Source organism: Streptomyces sp. AHA2 (genome assembly GCF_036857595.1).
In the GTDB taxonomy this organism is placed as follows: domain Bacteria; phylum Actinomycetota; class Actinomycetes; order Streptomycetales; family Streptomycetaceae; genus Streptomyces.
The window spans coordinates 143,979-160,992 of record NZ_JAUQWJ010000002.1 but is presented as its reverse complement, the minus strand read 5'-3'; the positions used below and the strand labels follow the sequence as shown (position 1 = coordinate 160,992).

Genomic DNA, 17,014 nt, shown 5'->3' with positions numbered 1-17,014 from the left:
GGGGAGGTCGCCGTCCCGGCCGCGTAACAGGGACCCGTCCCGGGCGTAACACGGCCACGACACCCTGGTCGGCATGCAGAACACCGTGACGCCCACGCACTGCCCGTACTGCGCCCTGCAGTGCGGGATGAACCTCACGCCCGCGCCGGACGGAAGCGTCGAGGTGAGCGAGCGGACGGACTTCCCGGTGAACCGGGGCGCGCTGTGCGGCAAGGGCCGTACCGCGCCCGCGGTGCTCGCGCGGGACGTCCGGCTGACCTCGCCGCTGGTGCGCGGCGGCGACGGCACGCTGGTGCCGGCCTCGTGGGACGAGGCCCTGGACCGGATCGCGGCGGGCCTGCGCCGCACGCGGGCCGCGTACGGGCCGGACGCGGTCGGGGTGTTCGGCGGTGGCGGACTGACGAACGAGAAGGCGTACAGCCTCGGCAAGTTCGCACGGGTGGTGCTCGGCACCTCGCAGATCGACTACAACGGACGGTTCTGCATGTCGTCGGCGGCGGCGGCCGGCATCAGGGCGTTCGGGCTGGACCGCGGGCTGCCGTTCCCGCTGGAGGACATCCCGGAGGCGGGGTGCGTGATCCTCGTCGGGTCGAACCCGGCGGAGACCATGCCGCCCTCATTGCGGTACTTCACCGAGCTGAGGGAGAACGGCGGCACGCTGATCGTCGTCGACCCGCGGCGGACCAGGACGGCCGAGCAGGCGGATCTGCACCTGGCGCCGCGTCCGGGCACCGACCTCGCCCTCGCCCTGGGGCTGCTGCACCTGGTGATCGCCGAGGGCCGGGTCGACGAGGGGTACGTCGCCGGGCGGACCACGGGCTGGGAGGAGGCCCGGGCCGCCGCCATGGCGCACTGGCCCGAGTACGTGGAGCGGATCACGGGGGTGCCCGTCCCTCTACTGCGGGAGACCGTACGGCTGTTCTGCGAGCCGGAGTCGGCGATGGTGCTCACCGCCCGCGGGCCCGAGCAGCAGTCCAAGGGCACGGACACCGTGGGCGCCTGGATCAACCTGTGCCTGGCGACCGGCCGGCCGGGGCGCCCCCGGTCCGGCTACGGCTGTCTGACGGGGCAGGGCAACGGCCAGGGCGGGCGCGAACACGGGCAGAAGGCCGACCAGCTCCCGGGCTACCGCAAGCTGGACGATCCGGCGGCCCGGGCCCATGTCGCCGGGGTGTGGGGCGTGGACCCGGACAGCCTGCCGGGGCCGGGGCGCAGCGCCTACGAGCTGCTGGACGCGCTGGGCACCGACATCAGGTCGCTGCTGCTGATGGCGTCCAACCCGGTGGTGTCGGCGCCGCGGGCCGCACACGTGGAGGAGCGGATCCGGTCGCTGGACTTCCTGGCGGTCTGCGACGTGGTGCTGTCGGAGACGGCGGCGCTCGCGGACGTGGTGCTGCCGGTCACACAGTGGGCGGAGGAGACGGGCACGACGACCAACCTGGAGGGCCGGGTGCTGTTGCGCCGCCGGGCCGTCACCCCGCCGGAGGGCGTTCGCAGCGACCTGGAGGTCCTCGGCGAACTGGCCGCGCGGCTGGGCGTGGAGAAGGGATTCCCGGCGGATCCCGAGGAGGTCTTCGAGGAGCTGCGGCGGGCGAGCGCGGGCGGGCCCGCGGACTACTCGGGGATCACGTACCGCAGGCTGGCCGAGGAGAACGGGGTGTTCTGGCCCTGCCCGGCCGGACCGCCGGCACCGGACGAGGGCGACACGGTTGTGCTCGACGCGCCGCCACCGCCCGCCGTCCTTGCCGGGCAAGCGCCGGGCGTACACCCCGGCACTCCCCGGCTGTTCCTCGACCGCTTCGCCACCGCCGACGGCCGTGCCCGGTTCGTGCCCGTCTCGCACCGGGCGATCGCCGAGGAGCCCGACGAGGAGTACCCGCTGCTGCTCACCACCGGTCGGGTCGTGGCGCAGTACCAGTCCGGGGCGCAGACCCGGCGGGTGGCGGAGCTGAACGCCGCCGCGCCCGGGCCGTTCGTGGAGCTGCACCCGCGGGTGGCGGCGCGGCTCGGGGCGGCCGAGGGCGATCCGGTGGCGGTGGTGTCGCGGCGGGGCCGGGCGGTGGCGCCGGCGAGGATCACCGGCGCCATCCGCCCCGACACCGTCTTCATGCCCTTCCACTGGCCGGGCGAGGGCCGGGCGAACACCCTCACCAACCCCGCGCTCGATCCGACGTCGCGGATGCCGGAGTTCAAGGCGTGCGCGGTACGGCTGGAGACGGTCCGGCCCTAAGATCTGTCGGCCACCGCGGTCCGTGAAGGGGGCGAGGGTGCAGAATCGCGCCTGTGACCTTGCCCTTCTTCGTCTACGGCACCCTCCGCCCCGGGGAGGCCAACCACCGCCTCTTCCTGCACGGCCGCACCCGTTCCGAGGAGCCGGCCCGGCTGGAGGACACCGTGCTGTACGAAGGCCCGGGATATCCGTACGCGGTCGAGGAGCCGGGTGGCGGTGGGGTGCGCGGGGAGCTGGTGACCGCGCGCCCGGAGGCGTACGGGGCGCTGCTCGCGGAGCTGGACCGGCTGGAGGAGTACGTGCCGGGTGATCCGCGGAGCCTGTACGTGCGCGTGGAGCGGAAGGTCCTGCGCGACGCGGACGGGGCGGGCGTCCGGGCCTGGGTCTATGTGGCGGGGCAGGGGGTGGCCGCGAGGCTGCGGGCCGCCGGGCGGAGGGTCGAGGGCGGGGAGTGGCGAGGGCGGGGATAGGGGCGGAGGCGGGAGAAGGAGCGCGGGTGCAGGCCGTGGCAGCAGCAGGAGGAGCGCGCGCGAACTGCGGTGGCCGCAGGAGGAAGAGGAGTGCGCGCGAAAGGCGGTGGCCGCAGGAGGAGGAGGAGCACGCGCGAGATGCGGTGACCGCGGGAGGAGGAGCACGCGCGAGATGCGGTGACCGCGGGAGGAGGGCGCAGGGTGCCGGGTGCGGCTGCGGGCCGGTCGTGGCCGCTCGCGCGGTTTCCCCGCGCCCCCTGGCGGGGTGTTGCCGTACCGGTCAGGCCGCGTAGGGGCGTTGCGCTCTGGCCTCGCGCAACGCCAGTCCCCACCACACCAGTTGGTCCAGCATGGTCTTCGCCGCGGCGTCCGGGCCGGCGGGGTCGCGCAGGGCGCCCCGGTCGTCGAAGGACGCGCCGGCGTTGTGGAAGGACACGGTGTCGCGGACCGTCACGGCGTGCAGTTCGGCGAAGACCTGACGCAGGTGCTCCGCGGCACGCAGGCCCCCGGCCAGGCCGCCGTAGGAGACGAGGGCGACGGGTTTGGCCCGCCACTCGCCGTAGTGCCAGTCGACGAGGTTCTTCAGGCCCGCCGGGAAGGAGTGGTTGTACTCGGGGGTGAGGACCACGAAGGCCTCCGCCCGGGCCAGCTTCGGGGTGATGCCGGACAGGGCGGCCTGCGCCCCGGGGGTCGGTTCGAGGGACGTCGGCAGGGCGGCCTCGGCGACGTCGACGACCTCGGCGACCAGGTCGTCGCGGTCCCTCAGCCGGCCGAGGAGCCAGTCGGCGACCACGGGGCCGAAGCGGCCGTGGCGGTTGCTGCCGACGACGAGGGTCACCCGCAGCGGCTCGGTGGCGGCCGGACGGACGGCTGTGTGCACGGTGGTCGGGTTCATGCGCCACAGCCTGATACCTCAACCTTCGTCGAGGTCAAGCCCGGCGCCACCACGGCGGGTCACCCGTTCACCCCCGCACCGGGGGCATTTCCGCCTCCCGCCCGCCGAACGGGCTTGACCAGCCGAAACGCGCCTGACGGGCCGCCGGAGACAGGTGTACAGGACACCCGTTCACCCCAATTCTGACGCCCTCTCAGAAAGCGGGGTCGCCGGGCACGCCGTTACCTCGGAAGGGCAGGCGCCCGACCGAACCGCTCGAAGGAGCACCGATGCGACGTACCGCCCGTCCGCTGACCGGTACCGCGCTGGCCGTCGCCGCCGCGGCTCTGGCCGCCGCCCCCGCGTACGGCGCGCAGTCCGGTGAGCTGGAACTGTCGCCGGCGTCGGTGGTACCCGGCGGGCAGGTCACCGTGCGGACGGCGGCCTGCGGCGCGGGAGGCACGGCCACGGGTGACGCCGGCGCGGTCGGCGCCGGGGCCCTGCACCTGGCGGCGGGGCGGCACGGGCAGGACGCGACCGGGCGGTTCCGGGTGCCGCCGGGCGCGCAGCCCGGCACCTACGAGATCGTCGCGACGTGCGCCGGGAGCGGACGGCGGATCACCGGTGACCTGGTGGTCACGCTGACGCCAGCGCGCGAGCAGGTGCATCCGCGAGGAAGTGTCAAGACGGGGGTCGGTGGCGCTCTGGGCCCCGATCCCGTGCAGACCGCGGCCGGGGTGACGGCTCTCGCCGTCGCCGCCGCGGGCGGTACCTGGCTCCTGCATCGCCGGGCGAGAGGCGACGGGATCTGACGGACATCCTCCGCTGTCCGTCGCCGGTACCGCATGTCCCTCCCCCTCCGGGTCCGACGCCCCTCGCGGCCCGGAGGGGGCACGGGGCCGACTCCCCCGCCGCGCGGGGACCGAGGAAGGGGTGGGTATGCGCGGGTTCCCCCGGCCCGGCGGCCCCGTGAACGCCGTCCTGACGGCCGTGACGCTGTTCGCCCTGTGCTCCGGAGCCTGGCTGCTGCGCGAGGGCACCGCGCCGCAGGGCCCTCCCCAGCCCTCCGCGGCGCAGGCCGGGGCCGGGCGGGACCGCGGGGGCGGCCGGGAGGACCCGCGTACGGCCGTGCCGGCGCTGCCGCCCTCGCCGCCGAGGCGCATCCGCGTCCCGGCGATCGGGGTGGACGCCCCGCTGACCGGGCTCGCTCTGACGAGGACCGGCAGTCTCGACGTACCGCCCGCGACCCGCCCGGACCTCGCCGGCTGGTACGAGGCCGGCACCACGCCCGGGGAACGGGGCACCGCGATCGTGGCCGGCCACGTCGACAACGCCGACGGCCCCGCCGTCTTCTACCGCCTCGGCGCCCTGGCCAGGGGCAGCACGATCGAGGTGGACCGCCGGGACGGACGGGTGGCGGTGTTCACCGTGGACGCCGTCGAGGTGTACGACGCGCGGGACTTCCCCGACGAGAAGGTCTACGGCCCCGCCCGCCGCCCCGAACTGCGGGTCATCACCTGCGGCGGCGGCTGGTCACGCGGCACCGGGTACCGGGGGAACGTCGTCGTCTTCGCGCACCTCACCGGCAGCCGGTGAGCCGCCGAGGACGTGGGTCTTCCCCCACGCGCCCAGCGGCTCCAGGGCCGCGTTCAGGGAGAGACCCCGGGGGGTCAGCGAGTACTCCACGCGGGGCGGCACCTCGTCGTACGCCTCGCGGTGCACCAGTCCGTCGGCCTCCATCTCCCTGAGATGCGAGGCCAGCACCTTCTCGGTGATGCCCGGCAGTGCGCGGCGCAACTCCCCGAAGCGGCGGGGCCGTTCGTTCAGCGCCCAGAGGACCAGCACCTTCCACTTGCCGCCGATCACGTCCATCGCCGCGTCGATCCCGCACACGTACGCCCCCGGCCTGCGCCCCGCCGTCCCCATGCCCGATCCCTCCGCCCGCGCTGCCTGGACTCTTCCCCGGGAGTAACCACCCACTTCCAAGTGCGTACTTGAGCGGCCGCTCCCCTGACGACCAGGCTAAACGCCATGACCGATCACGCAGCCGACTCCCGTACCCCTCTCACCCTGCTGGGCACCGGCGCCATGGGCACCGCCCTGGGCCGCGCCTGGCTCGCCGCCGGGCATCCGGTGACCGTCTGGAACCGCACCCCCGCCCGGGCCGAGGCCCTGGCCGCCGAGGGCGCGGTGCTCGCGCCGAGCGCCGCCGCGGCGGTCGCGGCCGGCCGCCTGGTGATCGTCTGCCTGCTGGACGACGCCTCCGTCGGCGAGGCCCTGGACGGGGCCGACCTCACCGGGCGGGACCTGGTGAACCTCACCACCGGCACCCCTGGCGAGGCCCGTGCGCGCAGTGCCTGGGCCGGGGCGCGCGGCGCCCGGTTCCTGGACGGCGGGATCATGGCCGTGCCGCCGATGATCGGGGCGCCCCGGTCCGCCGCCTACGTCTTCTACAGCGGCTCCCCCGAGCTGTTCGAGGAGCACCGCGACACCCTGGCCGTCCCGGCCGGGACCCGCTACGTGGGAGCCGACCCGGGCTTCGCCGCGCTGCACGACGTGGCACTGCTGAGCGCGATGACGGGCATGTTCGCGGGCATCACCCACGCGTTCGCCCTGATCCGCCCCGAGGACGTGGCACCACGGGAGTTCGCGCCGCTGCTCGCGGACTGGCTGACCGCGATGGCCCCGGCCGTGCACCAGACGGCCGAGCAGCTGGAGAGCGGCGACTACACCAAGGGCGTGGTCTCCAACCTCGCCATGCAGGTCGCGGGCAACGCCACCCTGCTGCGCACGGCCGGGGAGCAGCGGGTCAGCCCGGAGCTGCTGACGCCGTTCATGGCGCTGATGGAACGGCGGCTGGCCCAGGGCCACGGCGACGAGGACGGCACGGGGACGATCGAGCTGCTGGACCTGCGGGGCGGTTCCGCCTAGGCGAGCCACTGCTCGTAGGCGAGGTTCGCCACCAGGGCGAAGACCACCGTCAGCAGGACGATGCGGACGAAGCCGCTGCCCTTCTTCAGGGCGGTGCGGGCGCCGAGGGTGCCGCCGGCCAGGTTGAACACGGCCATCAGGGCGGCCAGCTGCCACAGGACCGTGCCCTGCCAGGCGAAGGTGGCGAGGGCTCCGGCGTTGGTGCAGCAGTTGACGATCTTGGCCGTGGCGGAGGCGGTGACGAGGTCGAGGTGGAGGACCGCGGTGAGGGCCAGCACCAGGAAGGTGCCGGTGCCGGGGCCGATGAGTCCGTCGTAGAAGCCGATGCCCAGGCCCGCGAGGCCGATCGCCGCGAGGATGCGGCGGGGGCCGGCCGGGCGGGGCGCGGGGGCCGTGCCGAAGGCGGGCCGCAGGATCACGAAGGCGGCCACCCCGAGCAGCACCACCATGATCACCGGCTTGAGCACCTCGGTGCTCATCCCGGCCGCGAAGAAGGCCCCGGCGGAGGATCCGGCCAGGGCGGCCAGCCCGATGCGGATCGCCGTCCCGACGTCCACCGGGGCCCTGCGGGCGTAGGTGACCGCCGCGCCGGTGGTGCCCACGATGGCGACCGCCTTGTTGGTGCCCAGCGCGTACGCGGCGGGCGTGTGCGCCGGCAGTCCCAGCAGCAGTGCCGGAAGCAGCAGCAGGCCGCCCCCGCCGACCACGGCGTCGATCCACCCGGCGGCGAGGGCCGCGACGCAGAGCAGGACGACCATGGTCAGCGATATGTCGGGCACGACCGCGACCCTATGCGACGCCCCCGCGGCGCCTCACATCGACCGTCCCCGCACGTCAGGAACCCTCACACGCGCCGGGCGCCGCCGCTGAGGGCAGCGTTCCCGGGGGGAAACAGCGGGGATGCGGCCGGGTAACACCGGCACCGCACGCTCAGGGACATGACCTCGAACGAGCGTGTGGTGGTGATCGGCACCGGTCTCGCGGGCGTACGGCTCGCCCGGCGGCTCGGTGAGCTGGGCACGCCCGCACTGCTGATCGGCGAGGAGGAGCACCGGCCCTACAACCGGGTCCTGCTCGCGGAGGTGCTGGCCGGACGGTACGGCCCGGAGGTCATCGCCCTGCCGGCGCCCGGGGGCGTCCGGCGCGCCCGGGTCACCGGGATCGACCGCGGCCGGCGGACCGTCGTCTGCGCGGACGGGTCGGAGATCACCTACGGCCGGCTGGTGCTCGCCACCGGCTCCAACCCCGTCCTGCCGGCCCTGCGGGGACTGTTCACCGGCCGGGGCGACCTGCCCGAGGGCGTCCACGCGTTCCGGACCATGGACGACTGCCTGGGCCTGTCCAAGGCGGTCCGGCCCGGCGTGCGGGCGGTCGTCGTCGGCGGGGGCCTGCTGGGGGTCTCCGCGGCCCGGGCCCTGGCCCTGCGCGGTGCCCAGGTGGTACTCGCCCAGCAGTCCGAGCGGCTGATGGAGCGGCAGCTCGACCCGGCCGCATCCGCGCTGGTCCGGCGGCACCTGACCGGTCTCGGCGTCGAGGTCCACACCGAGTGCCGCGTGCGGGATGTGCGCTGTGTCGCCGGCGCGGTCCGCTCGGTGGAACTGGCCGACGGATACGCGCTCGACGCCGACCTGGTCGTCGTCGCCTGCGGTGTCCGCCCCCGGGTCGGTCTCGCACAGGCCGCCGGGCTCGACGTGCGGGAGGGCGTCGTCGTGGACGACGAACTGCGCACCTCCGACCCGTACATCCACGCGATCGGCGACTGCGCCCGGCACGACGGCGTCCTGTACGGGCTCGCCGCCCCGGCGCTCGAACAGGCCGACGTCCTGGCCGAGTCGCTGGCCGGCGACCGGGCCGCCCGCTACACCGGCACACGGTCCCTGACCCGGCTCACGCTGACCGGCCGGGGCGGCCCCTTCGACCTCGCCGCGTTCGGCGAGACCGACGCGCTCCCGGGCGACGACGTCGTCCAGCTCACCGACGCCACCCGCGGCACCTACCGCAAGGTCGTCGTCCGCGACGACCGCCTGGTCGGCGGGGTCCTCGTCGGCGAACTCGGCACCGTCGGCGCGCTCGCCCGCGCCTGGGAGGGAGCAGAGCCGCTCCCTGCCGACGGCGGCCCGCTGCTCCACCTGCTCACCAACGATGGAGGCTCCTGATGACGGCCACCCCGGGGGCGACCCCCACGATCGTGCTCGTCGGCCACGGCATGGTCGGCCAGCGCTTCCTCGAAGCGCTCGCCGAGCGCGGCCTGACCGCCACGCACCGCGTGGTGGTGCTCTGCGAGGAGCCCCGCCCGGCCTACGACCGCGTCCAGCTCACCTCGTACTTCTCCGGCCGCACGCCCGAGGAACTGTCCCTGACGGACGCGCGGTTCCTCGCCGATCACGGCATCGAGCTGCGCGTCGGCGACCCGGCGGTCTCCGTGGACCGCGAGGCCCGCACGGTCACCGCCCGGTCCGGTGCGGTCGTCGGCTACGACGTCCTCGTCCTGGCCACCGGCTCCTACCCGTTCGTGCCACCGGTCCCGGGCAGGGACGCCGAGGGCTGCTTCGTCTACCGCACGATCGAGGACCTGCTCGCGATCGAGGAGTACGCGAAGACCGCCACCACCGGTGCCGTGGTCGGCGGCGGCCTGCTCGGGCTGGAGGCCGCGGGTGCGCTGAAGGGCCTCGGACTGACCTCGCACATCGTGGAGTTCGCGCCGCGGCTGATGCCCGTCCAGGTCGACGAGGGCGGGGGCGCCGCGCTGCTGCGCACCATCGAGGGAATGGGCCTGAGCGTCCACACGGGCGTCGGCACACAGGAGATCGTCGTCGGCGAGGACGGCGCCGTGACCGGCATGAGGCTGTCCGACGGCTCGGAACTCGCCACCGATCTGGTGGTGTTCTCCGCCGGTGTCCGCCCCCGCGACCAGTTGGCCCGCGACTGCGGCCTGACGGTCGGCGAACGCGGCGGCATCACGGTGGACGAGCAGTGCCGTACGGTCCGCGACCCGCGCGTGTTCGCGATCGGCGAGTGCGCGCTGGCGGCGGACGGCCGGGTCTACGGGCTGGTGGCACCCGGCTACGAGCAGGCCGAGACGGCTGCGGCCACGATCGCCTCCGACGATGCCTCCTTCACCGGCGCGGACCTGTCCACCAAGCTGAAGCTGCTCGGGGTGGACGTGGCGTCCTTCGGCGACGCGCACGGCACCGCCGAGGACTGCCTGGACGTGGTGTACTCCGACTCCCGGGCGGGCCTGTACAAGAAGCTGGTGATCGGCCGCGACGGCACGCTGCTCGGCGGCATCCTGGTCGGCGACGCGGAGGCGTACGGCACGCTGAAGGCGTTCACCGGGTCCGTGCCGCCGGTCTCGCCGGAGTCGCTGGTGCTGCCCGCCGGGGCCGGGCGGTCCACCGCGCTCGGTCCGTCGGCGCTGCCGGACGAGGCGATCGTCTGCTCCTGCCACAACGTCTCCAAGGGCGCGATCCGCGGCGCGGTCACCGACCACCGCTGCACGACCGTGCCCGAGGTGAAGAAGTGCACCCGGGCCGGCACCGGCTGCGGCTCCTGCGTGAAGGTCCTCGGGCAGCTCGTCGACGCCGAGCTGGAGGCGAACGGCGTCGAGGTCGACAAGGGCCTGTGCGGCTGCTTCGCGCAGACCCGCGAAGAGCTGTACGAGATCGTCCTGGCCCTGCGGATCACCACCTACCGGGACCTGCTGGACCGCCACGGCCGCGAGGAGGCCCGGGGCGGCGACGGCTGCGAGGTCTGCAAACCGGCCGTCGCCTCGATCATCGCCTCCCTCGCCCCGGCGATCGGCGCGAGCGGCTACGTCCTGGACGGCGAGCAGGCCGCCCTGCAGGACACCAACGACCACTTCCTGGCCAACCTGCAGAAGAACGGCTCGTACTCCGTCGTGCCCCGCATCCCCGGCGGCGAGATCGCCCCGGAGAAGCTGATCGTCATCGGCGAGATCGCCCGCGACTTCGGGCTCTACACGAAGATCACCGGCGGCCAGCGCATCGACATGTTCGGCGCCCGCGTCGAGCAGCTCCCGCTGATCTGGGCCCGCCTGGTCGACGCCGGTTTCGAGTCCGGCCACGCCTACGGCAAGTCGCTGCGCACGGTGAAGTCCTGCGTGGGGCGGACCTGGTGCCGCTACGGCGTCCAGGACTCCGTGAGGATGGCGATCGACCTGGAGCTGCGCTACCGGGGACTGCGCTCCCCGCACAAGCTGAAGTCGGCCGTGTCGGGCTGCCAGCGCGAGTGCGCAGAGGCCCAGTCCAAGGACTTCGGCGTCATCGCCACGGCCAACGGCTGGAACCTCTACGTCGGCGGCAACGGCGGTGCCACGCCCCGCCACGCGGACCTGCTCGCACAGGACCTGTCGGACGCCGAACTGGTCCGCCTGATCGACCGGTTCCTGATGTTCTACATCCGCACGGCCGACCGGCTGGAGCGCACCTCGACCTGGCTGGAGCGGATCCCGGGCGGACTGGACCACGTGCGGGACGTCGTCGTGCACGACGCGCTCGGCATCTGCGGGGAGCTGGAGGAGCTGATGCGGGCGCATGTCGCGCACTACCGCGACGAGTGGGCCGAGACCGTCAACGACCCGGACAAGCTCGCCCGGTTCGTGTCCTTCGTCAACGCCCCGGACACCCCCGACCCCGTCGTCGCCTTCGTCCCGGAGCGCGACCAGATGAAGCCCGACCTGCCGCTGCTGTCCCTCGGCGTGCGCCCCGCCGACGACGTACTGGAAGGAAGCGCCCAGCGATGACCCTGGCACCCGAGACCACCGACCTGAAGGTCGAACTGGCCCTGGACGGCGACTGGTTCGCGGTCTGCGAGCTGAGCGCGCTGCTCCCGGGCCGCGGGGTGGCCGCCCTGCTGCCCGGCGGGCGCCAGGCCGCGCTGTTCCGCGACCGCTCCGGCGCGCTCTTCGCCATCGACAACCGCGACCCCTTCACGGGCGCGGCCGTCCTCTCCCGCGGCCTGACGGGCACCCACCGGGGCCGCCCGTTCGTGGCCTCGCCGCTGCTGAAGCAGCGCTTCGACCTGGTGTCGGGCCAGTGCCTGGACGACGAGACGGTCCGGGTGACGGCGTACGAGGTGCGCACCGCCTGACCCGCCGCCACCGGCACGCACGACACGGCGAACGGCCCGCGGCCGGGGGGCGATCCGCCTCCCGGCCGCCACGCGTTGTCCATGCTCCGTCAATCCGGCGCCCCTAGCGTTCCTCCCGCCCTCCCCTGCTCCCAGCACGACCCCGCCGTCGACCGGCGGCGGGGCGGTACGGCACTTGATGGAGTGAGAGTGGAACGTCGCAGTCTCCTGCGTGCGGCCGTCCTCGGCGGTACCTCGGCCGCGCTGGGCGGAACCCTGTGGCGCGGCGCCGCGCACGCCGCCCCCGCCCAGCCCGGCGCGGGCCCCTACGGCCCGCTCGGTTCCCCCGACGCCAACGGCATCAGGCTCCCGGCCGGCTTCACCAGCCGGGTCGTGGCCCGCTCCGGACAGCGGGTCGGCGGCACGTCCTACACCTGGCACAACGCCCCGGACGGCGGCGCCTGTTACGCCGACGGCACGGGCTGGATCTACGTCTCCAACTCCGAGATCAACCCCTCGGGCGGCGCGAGCGCGGTGGTGTTCTCCGCCACGGGCGCGATCACCGGCGCGTACCGGATCCTGTCCGGCACGCGGCAGAACTGCGCGGGCGGCAAAACTCCCTGGAACACCTGGCTGTCCTGCGAGGAGGTGGACCGGGGCTACGTCTACGAGACCGACCCGTGGGGTGTGAAACCGGCGGTGCGGCGGGACGCGATGGGCCGGTTCAAGCACGAGGCGGCGGCGGCCGACCCGGTCCGGCGGGTCGTCTACCTGACGGAGGACGTCACCGACGGCTGCTTCTACCGCTTCCGCCCGACGACGTGGGGGGACCTGTCCTCCGGCACGCTGGAGGTGCTGGTGGCGGGCAGCGGCACCAGCGGCCCCGTCGGCTGGGCCCGCGTGCCCGACCCGTCCGGCGCCACCGCCACCCGCAACCAGGTCTCCGGCGCCAAGCGCTTCAACGGCGGCGAGGGCTGCTACTACGCGAACGACACGTGCTGGTTCACCACCAAGGGCGACAACCGCGTCTGGCAGTACGACGCGGCCGCGCAGACCATCGAACTCGCCTACGACGACTCGCTGGTGACCGGCGGCACCGCCCCCCTGACGGGCGTCGACAACGTCACCGGCTCCGCCTCCGGCGACCTCTTCGTCGCCGAGGACGGCGGCACGATGGACATCTGCGTCATCACCCCGGCCGACGTGGTCGCCCCGTTCCTGCGCGTGGAGGGCCAGTCCGGCTCGGAGATCACGGGCCCGGCCTTCTCCCCCGACGGCACCCGCCTGTACTTCTCCAGCCAGCGCGGCACCACGGGCAGCTCCTCGGGCGGCATCACCTACGAGGTCCGGGGGCCGTTCCGGGTGTAGCCCCGGCACCCACCCTCACGCGACCATGACAAAACGGTCGCCTCGGCCCCAGCCGCGACCGCCCGGTCCCACGGTCGTCCCCTCCCGTCGCCCGCCCGGGGGACGACCGTGGCAGATCCGTACACCGGCCCGCACAACGGGCCGCACCCCGCACCGCCCGCACCGCAGCGGGGCGGACGTCCGCCGCGCTGGGCCCGTGGGCGCTATGTGCTGCCCGCCCTCGCCCTGGCCCTCTTCGTCGGCGTCGGCACAGGCGGGGGCGGCGCGGAGAGCGGCACCGACGCGGAGCCCGTGTCCGCGAAGCCGCGGCCGACCGTCACCGTCACGACGCCGGCGACCGCCACCGTCACCGCCCGCCCGGCGGCCGGCGGGGGCTCCGGCGGTGGTGACGAGGGCGACGGGACGGCTACGGGATCGCCCGCGACACCCGAGCCGGCCCGCCGGTGACCTTCGGCGGGTCCGGGCGTTCCTCCGTTCGGGCAGCTCGTCCGGGCTGCCGTGCCGACGGAAGGGACATCACCGTGGACACGACCGTGCCCGCCTCCGACGTACCGCTCGTCCTGCCGCGTGCGGAGTGGGTCAGGACGCTGCCGCAGAGCATCGTCGCCTCCTGCGTGCTGCTGCTCGACGCGCAGGACCGGATGCTGCTGCTGCGCTATGCCGCGGGCCAGCCGGGGGCGGGGATGTGGGGGCTGCCGGGCGGGATGCTGGACCCCGGCGAGGATCCCGTCACCGCGGCCTGCCGCGAGGTGCGCGAGGAGACCGGCCTCGCACTGGACGCGCCGCTCCGGCTGCTCGGCTACGACCACCGGTGCGACGTACTGGACACCGGCCCGGTGATCGACTTCTTCTTCTACGGCGGCCGGCTGCCGTCGCCGCTGTCCGTCCGCCGCAGTGCGGAGCACGACGACGACGGCCTGTTCGCTCCGGGCGACCTCGCCGGCGCGACCCTGTCGCCCGGACTTCCCGCCCTGACGGCCCTGCACACGGCGGCCCTGACCGGCACGGTGGTGTGCCTGCGGGAGAGCCGGCCCGTCTGACCGGCGCGGGGAGCGTGTGCCTGCCGCACACACTCCCCCGGACATGCCGGAAGAGCGGGGGCCGCACCTCCGCACAAAAGGTGCCGCCCCCGCTCCTCCCCGTGGTCCGGAGCCGCCGCGATCGGTGAGGGTCGGGGACCGTCGGCGACTCCGGGTCGGTGGTCGCCGGCCGGCGCTGGCCGCCGCCCTGGGACGGGACCCGGCTAGCGGTGGTCGCTGCCCTGGGACTGGACCGCGGCCCGGCCCGCCTCCAGGCGGGCGACCGGGATGCGGAACGGGGAGCAGGAGACGTAGTCCAGTCCGACCTCGTGGAAGAAGTGGACCGACTCCGGGTCGCCGCCGTGCTCGCCGCAGACGCCGAGCTTGAGGTCGGGCCGCGTCTCGCGGCCGGCCTTGGCGGCCAGCTTCACCAGCGAGCCGACGCCGTCCTTGTCGATCGTCTCGAACGGGGAGACGCCGAAGATGCCCTTCTCCAGGTACGCGGTGAAGAAGCTCGCCTCCACGTCGTCCCGGGAGAAGCCCCACACCGTCTGGGTCAGGTCGTTCGTGCCGAAGGAGAAGAACTCCGCGGCCTCGGCGATCTGACCGGCGGTCAGGGCGGCACGCGGCAGCTCGATCATCGTGCCGATGGACAGCTTCAGCTCGGCGCCGGAGGCCGCCTCGACCTCGGCGATGACCTTGTCGGCCTCCTCGCGCACGATCTCCAGCTCCTGCACCGTGCCCACGAGCGGGATCATGATCTCGGCGCGCGGGTCGCCCTTGGCGGCCTTGCGCTCGGCCGCCGCCTCGGCGATCGCCCGGACCTGCATGGTGAACAGGCCGGGGATGACCAGGCCGAGCCGGACACCGCGCAGACCCAGCATCGGGTTCTGCTCGTGCAGCCGGTGCACGGCCTGGAGCAGGCGCAGCTCGTTCTCGTGCGGCTCCTGGCGGGACTCCGCCAGGGCCACGCGGACCGACAGCTCCGTGATGTCGGGCAGGAACTCGTGCAGCGGCGGGTCGAGCAGGCGGACGGTGACCGGCAGGCCGTCCATCGACTCGAAGAGCTGCACGAAGTCCTGCTTCTGCAGCGGCAGCAGCTGCTTGAGGGACTCCTCGCGCTCGGCGTCGGTGTCGGCCAGGATCAGCCGCTCCACCAGCTCGCGCCGGTCGCCGAGGAACATGTGCTCGGTGCGGCACAGGCCGATGCCCTGGGCGCCGAAGCGGCGGGCGCGCAGCGCGTCCTCGGCGTTGTCGGCGTTGGCCCGCACGCGCAGCCGGCGCTTGCGGTCGGCGAAGGCCATCATGCGGTGGACGGCCTCGACCAGCTCGTCGGCGTCGTCGGCGCCCGGGTGCATCCGGCCCTCGAAGTACTCCACGACCGGCGACGGCACGACCGGCACCTCGCCGAGGTAGACCTTGCCCGTGGAGCCGTCGATGGAGACGACGTCGCCCTCCTCGACGACGTGCCCGCCCGGCACGGTCATCCGGCGGCGCTTGGTGTCGACCTCCAGCTCCTCGGCGCCGCAGACACAGGTCTTGCCCATGCCGCGGGCGACGACGGCCGCGTGGGAGGTCTTGCCGCCGCGCGAGGTGAGGATGCCCTCGGCGGCGATCATGCCGTCCAGGTCGTCGGGGTTGGTCTCGCGGCGGATCAGGATGACCTTCTCGCCGGAGCGGGACCACTTGACGGCCGTGTAGGAGTCGAAGACGGCCTTGCCGACCGCCGCGCCCGGGGAGGCCGCGATGCCGCGCCCGACCTGCTCGACCCTGGCGCTCTCGTCGAAGCGCGGGAACATCAGCTGCGCGAGCTGGGCGCCGTTGACGCGGGTGAGCGCCTCGGCCTCGTCGATCAGGCCCTGGTCCACCAGCTGGGTCGCGATGCGGAAGGCCGCGCCCGCGGTGCGCTTGCCGACGCGGGTCTGGAGCATCCACAGCACCCCGCGCTCGATGGTGAACTCGATGTCGCAGAGATCCTTGTAGTGGTTCTCCAGGGTCTCCATGATCTGCATGAGCTGGTCGTACGACTTCTTGTCGATCTTCTCCAGCTCCGCCAGCGGGACGGTGTTGCGGATGCCCGCCACCACGTCCTCGCCCTGCGCGTTCTGCAGGTAGTCGCCGTAGACGCCCTGGTGGCCGGAGGCGGGGTCGCGGGTGAAGGCGACGCCGGTGCCGGAGTCGGGGCCGAGGTTGCCGAAGACCATGGAGCAGACGTTGACGGCCGTGCCCAGGTCGTGCGGGATGCGCTCCTGGCGGCGGTAGAGCTTGGCCCGGTCGCCGTTCCAGGAGTCGAAGACCGCCTTGATGGCGAGGTCCATCTGCTCGCGCGGGTCCTGCGGGAAGTCCCGGCCGGCCTCGCTCTTGACGATCTTCTTGAACTTGGTGACGAGCTTCTTGAGGTCGGCGGCCTCCAGCTCGGTGTCGTCCGTGACCTTCTTGGCCGCCTTCGCCGCCTCCAGCGCGTCCTCGAACAGCTCGCCGTCGACACCCAGGACGGTCTTGCCGAACATCTGGATGAGGCGGCGGTAGGAGTCCCACGCGAAGCGCTCGTCGCCGGCCTGCCGCGCCAGGCCCTGCACGGACTTGTCGGACAGGCCGATGTTGAGGACGGTGTCCATCATGCCGGGCATGGAGAACTTGGCGCCCGAGCGCACCGACACCAGCAGCGGGTCGTCGGCCTGCCCGAGCTTCTTGCCCATGCGGGCCTCGAGGGCGTCGAGGTGGGCACTGACCTCGTCACGCAGTGCCGCGGGCTCCTCGCCGCTCTCCAGGTAGGTCTTGCAGGCCTCGGTGGTGATCGTGAAGCCGGGGGGAACCGGCAGTCCGAGGTTGGTCATCTCGGCGAGGTTCGCGCCCTTGCCACCGAGGAGGTCCTTGAGGTCCTTGTTGCCCTCGGTGAAGTCGTAAACGAACTTCACGCCCTCAACGCTGTTGCCCGGCTGAGCTACGTGGGGATCTTTGTTTTCCGACACGGGTCTCGACTCCTCGAGGACGCGGTGGCTGCCCTGACGGCGAGGAACATACCCAGATCAAA

The 17,014-nt window shown here is 73.7% G+C and carries 15 protein-coding genes; 11 read left to right on the top strand and 4 right to left on the bottom strand.

Translation table 11 applies throughout. The annotated features are described in order from the left end of the window. Positions 1–73: 73 nt before the first annotated feature. Positions 74–2,230, top strand: coding sequence for a molybdopterin oxidoreductase family protein (locus tag Q5694_RS04575; RefSeq protein WP_333930706.1), 2,157 nt, complete (start codon positions 74–76; stop codon positions 2,228–2,230). A 53-nt stretch (positions 2,231–2,283) separates the two neighbouring features. After that, a complete protein-coding gene (locus Q5694_RS04570) occupies positions 2,284–2,700 on the top strand; it encodes a gamma-glutamylcyclotransferase family protein (protein ID WP_333930705.1) in 417 nt (138 codons plus the stop codon). Positions 2,701–2,980: 280 nt separating this feature from the next. Here the strand turns inward: Q5694_RS04570 and Q5694_RS04565 are convergent, their stop codons facing one another. After that, the gene (locus tag Q5694_RS04565) at positions 2,981–3,595 is read right to left on the bottom strand and encodes an NADPH-dependent FMN reductase (protein ID WP_333930703.1); all 615 of its coding nucleotides are present in this window, start codon (positions 3,593–3,595) and stop codon (positions 2,981–2,983) included. Positions 3,596–3,864: 269 nt separating this feature from the next. Here Q5694_RS04565 and Q5694_RS04560 point away from each other — a divergent pair, with 269 nt between their 5' ends. Next, the gene (locus tag Q5694_RS04560; protein WP_333930702.1) at positions 3,865–4,386 is read left to right on the top strand and encodes a hypothetical protein; all 522 of its coding nucleotides are present in this window, start codon (positions 3,865–3,867) and stop codon (positions 4,384–4,386) included. 127 nt (positions 4,387–4,513) lie between these two features. Further along, positions 4,514–5,170, top strand: a complete 657-nt coding sequence (locus Q5694_RS04555) for a class F sortase (protein ID WP_333930701.1) — start codon at positions 4,514–4,516, stop codon at positions 5,168–5,170. On the opposite strand, the gene Q5694_RS04550 is transcribed toward Q5694_RS04555, so the two are convergent. Further along, positions 5,108–5,500, bottom strand: a complete 393-nt coding sequence (locus Q5694_RS04550; protein WP_333930700.1) for a winged helix-turn-helix transcriptional regulator — start codon at positions 5,498–5,500, stop codon at positions 5,108–5,110. The genes Q5694_RS04555 and Q5694_RS04550 overlap by 63 nt on opposite strands. A 105-nt stretch (positions 5,501–5,605) precedes the next feature. On the opposite strand from Q5694_RS04550, the gene Q5694_RS04545 reads away from it, so the two are divergent. After that, positions 5,606–6,505, top strand: a complete 900-nt coding sequence (locus tag Q5694_RS04545; RefSeq protein ID WP_333930699.1) for an NAD(P)-dependent oxidoreductase — start codon at positions 5,606–5,608, stop codon at positions 6,503–6,505. Here Q5694_RS04545 and Q5694_RS04540 read toward each other — a convergent pair. Then, a complete protein-coding gene (locus tag Q5694_RS04540; RefSeq protein ID WP_333930697.1) occupies positions 6,502–7,284 on the bottom strand; it encodes a sulfite exporter TauE/SafE family protein in 783 nt (260 codons plus the stop codon). The genes Q5694_RS04545 and Q5694_RS04540 overlap by 4 nt on opposite strands. 159 nt (positions 7,285–7,443) lie before the next feature. Between Q5694_RS04540 and Q5694_RS04535 the strand changes: the two genes are divergently transcribed. The 6 genes from Q5694_RS04535 to Q5694_RS04510 all read left to right on the top strand — a co-directional run bounded on the left by Q5694_RS04535 (position 7,444) and on the right by Q5694_RS04510 (position 14,001). Beyond that, positions 7,444–8,661, top strand: coding sequence for an NAD(P)/FAD-dependent oxidoreductase (locus Q5694_RS04535; protein WP_333930696.1), 1,218 nt, complete (start codon positions 7,444–7,446; stop codon positions 8,659–8,661). After that, a complete protein-coding gene (nirB, locus tag Q5694_RS04530) occupies positions 8,661–11,267 on the top strand; it encodes a nitrite reductase large subunit NirB (RefSeq protein WP_333930695.1) in 2,607 nt (868 codons plus the stop codon). Before Q5694_RS04535 ends, nirB begins: the two co-directional genes overlap by 1 nt. Next, complete coding sequence (gene nirD, locus Q5694_RS04525; protein ID WP_333930694.1) at positions 11,264–11,614, top strand: nitrite reductase small subunit NirD; 351 nt, start codon at positions 11,264–11,266, stop codon at positions 11,612–11,614. Before nirB ends, nirD begins: the two co-directional genes overlap by 4 nt. A 189-nt stretch (positions 11,615–11,803) precedes the next feature. Next, the gene (locus Q5694_RS04520; protein WP_333930693.1) at positions 11,804–12,961 is read left to right on the top strand and encodes an alkaline phosphatase PhoX; all 1,158 of its coding nucleotides are present in this window, start codon (positions 11,804–11,806) and stop codon (positions 12,959–12,961) included. A 108-nt stretch (positions 12,962–13,069) separates the two neighbouring features. Then, positions 13,070–13,408: a hypothetical protein gene (locus tag Q5694_RS04515; protein ID WP_333930692.1), complete on the top strand. Its 339-nt coding sequence runs from the start codon at positions 13,070–13,072 to the stop codon at positions 13,406–13,408. A gap of 74 nt (positions 13,409–13,482) precedes the next feature. After that, a complete protein-coding gene (locus tag Q5694_RS04510) occupies positions 13,483–14,001 on the top strand; it encodes an NUDIX hydrolase (protein WP_333930691.1) in 519 nt (172 codons plus the stop codon). A gap of 203 nt (positions 14,002–14,204) precedes the next feature. On the opposite strand, the gene ppdK is transcribed toward Q5694_RS04510, so the two are convergent. Further along, entirely contained in the window at positions 14,205–16,952 is a 2,748-nt protein-coding gene (gene ppdK / locus Q5694_RS04505; RefSeq protein WP_443040814.1) for a pyruvate, phosphate dikinase, read from the bottom strand. Positions 16,953–17,014: the final 62 nt, after the last annotated feature.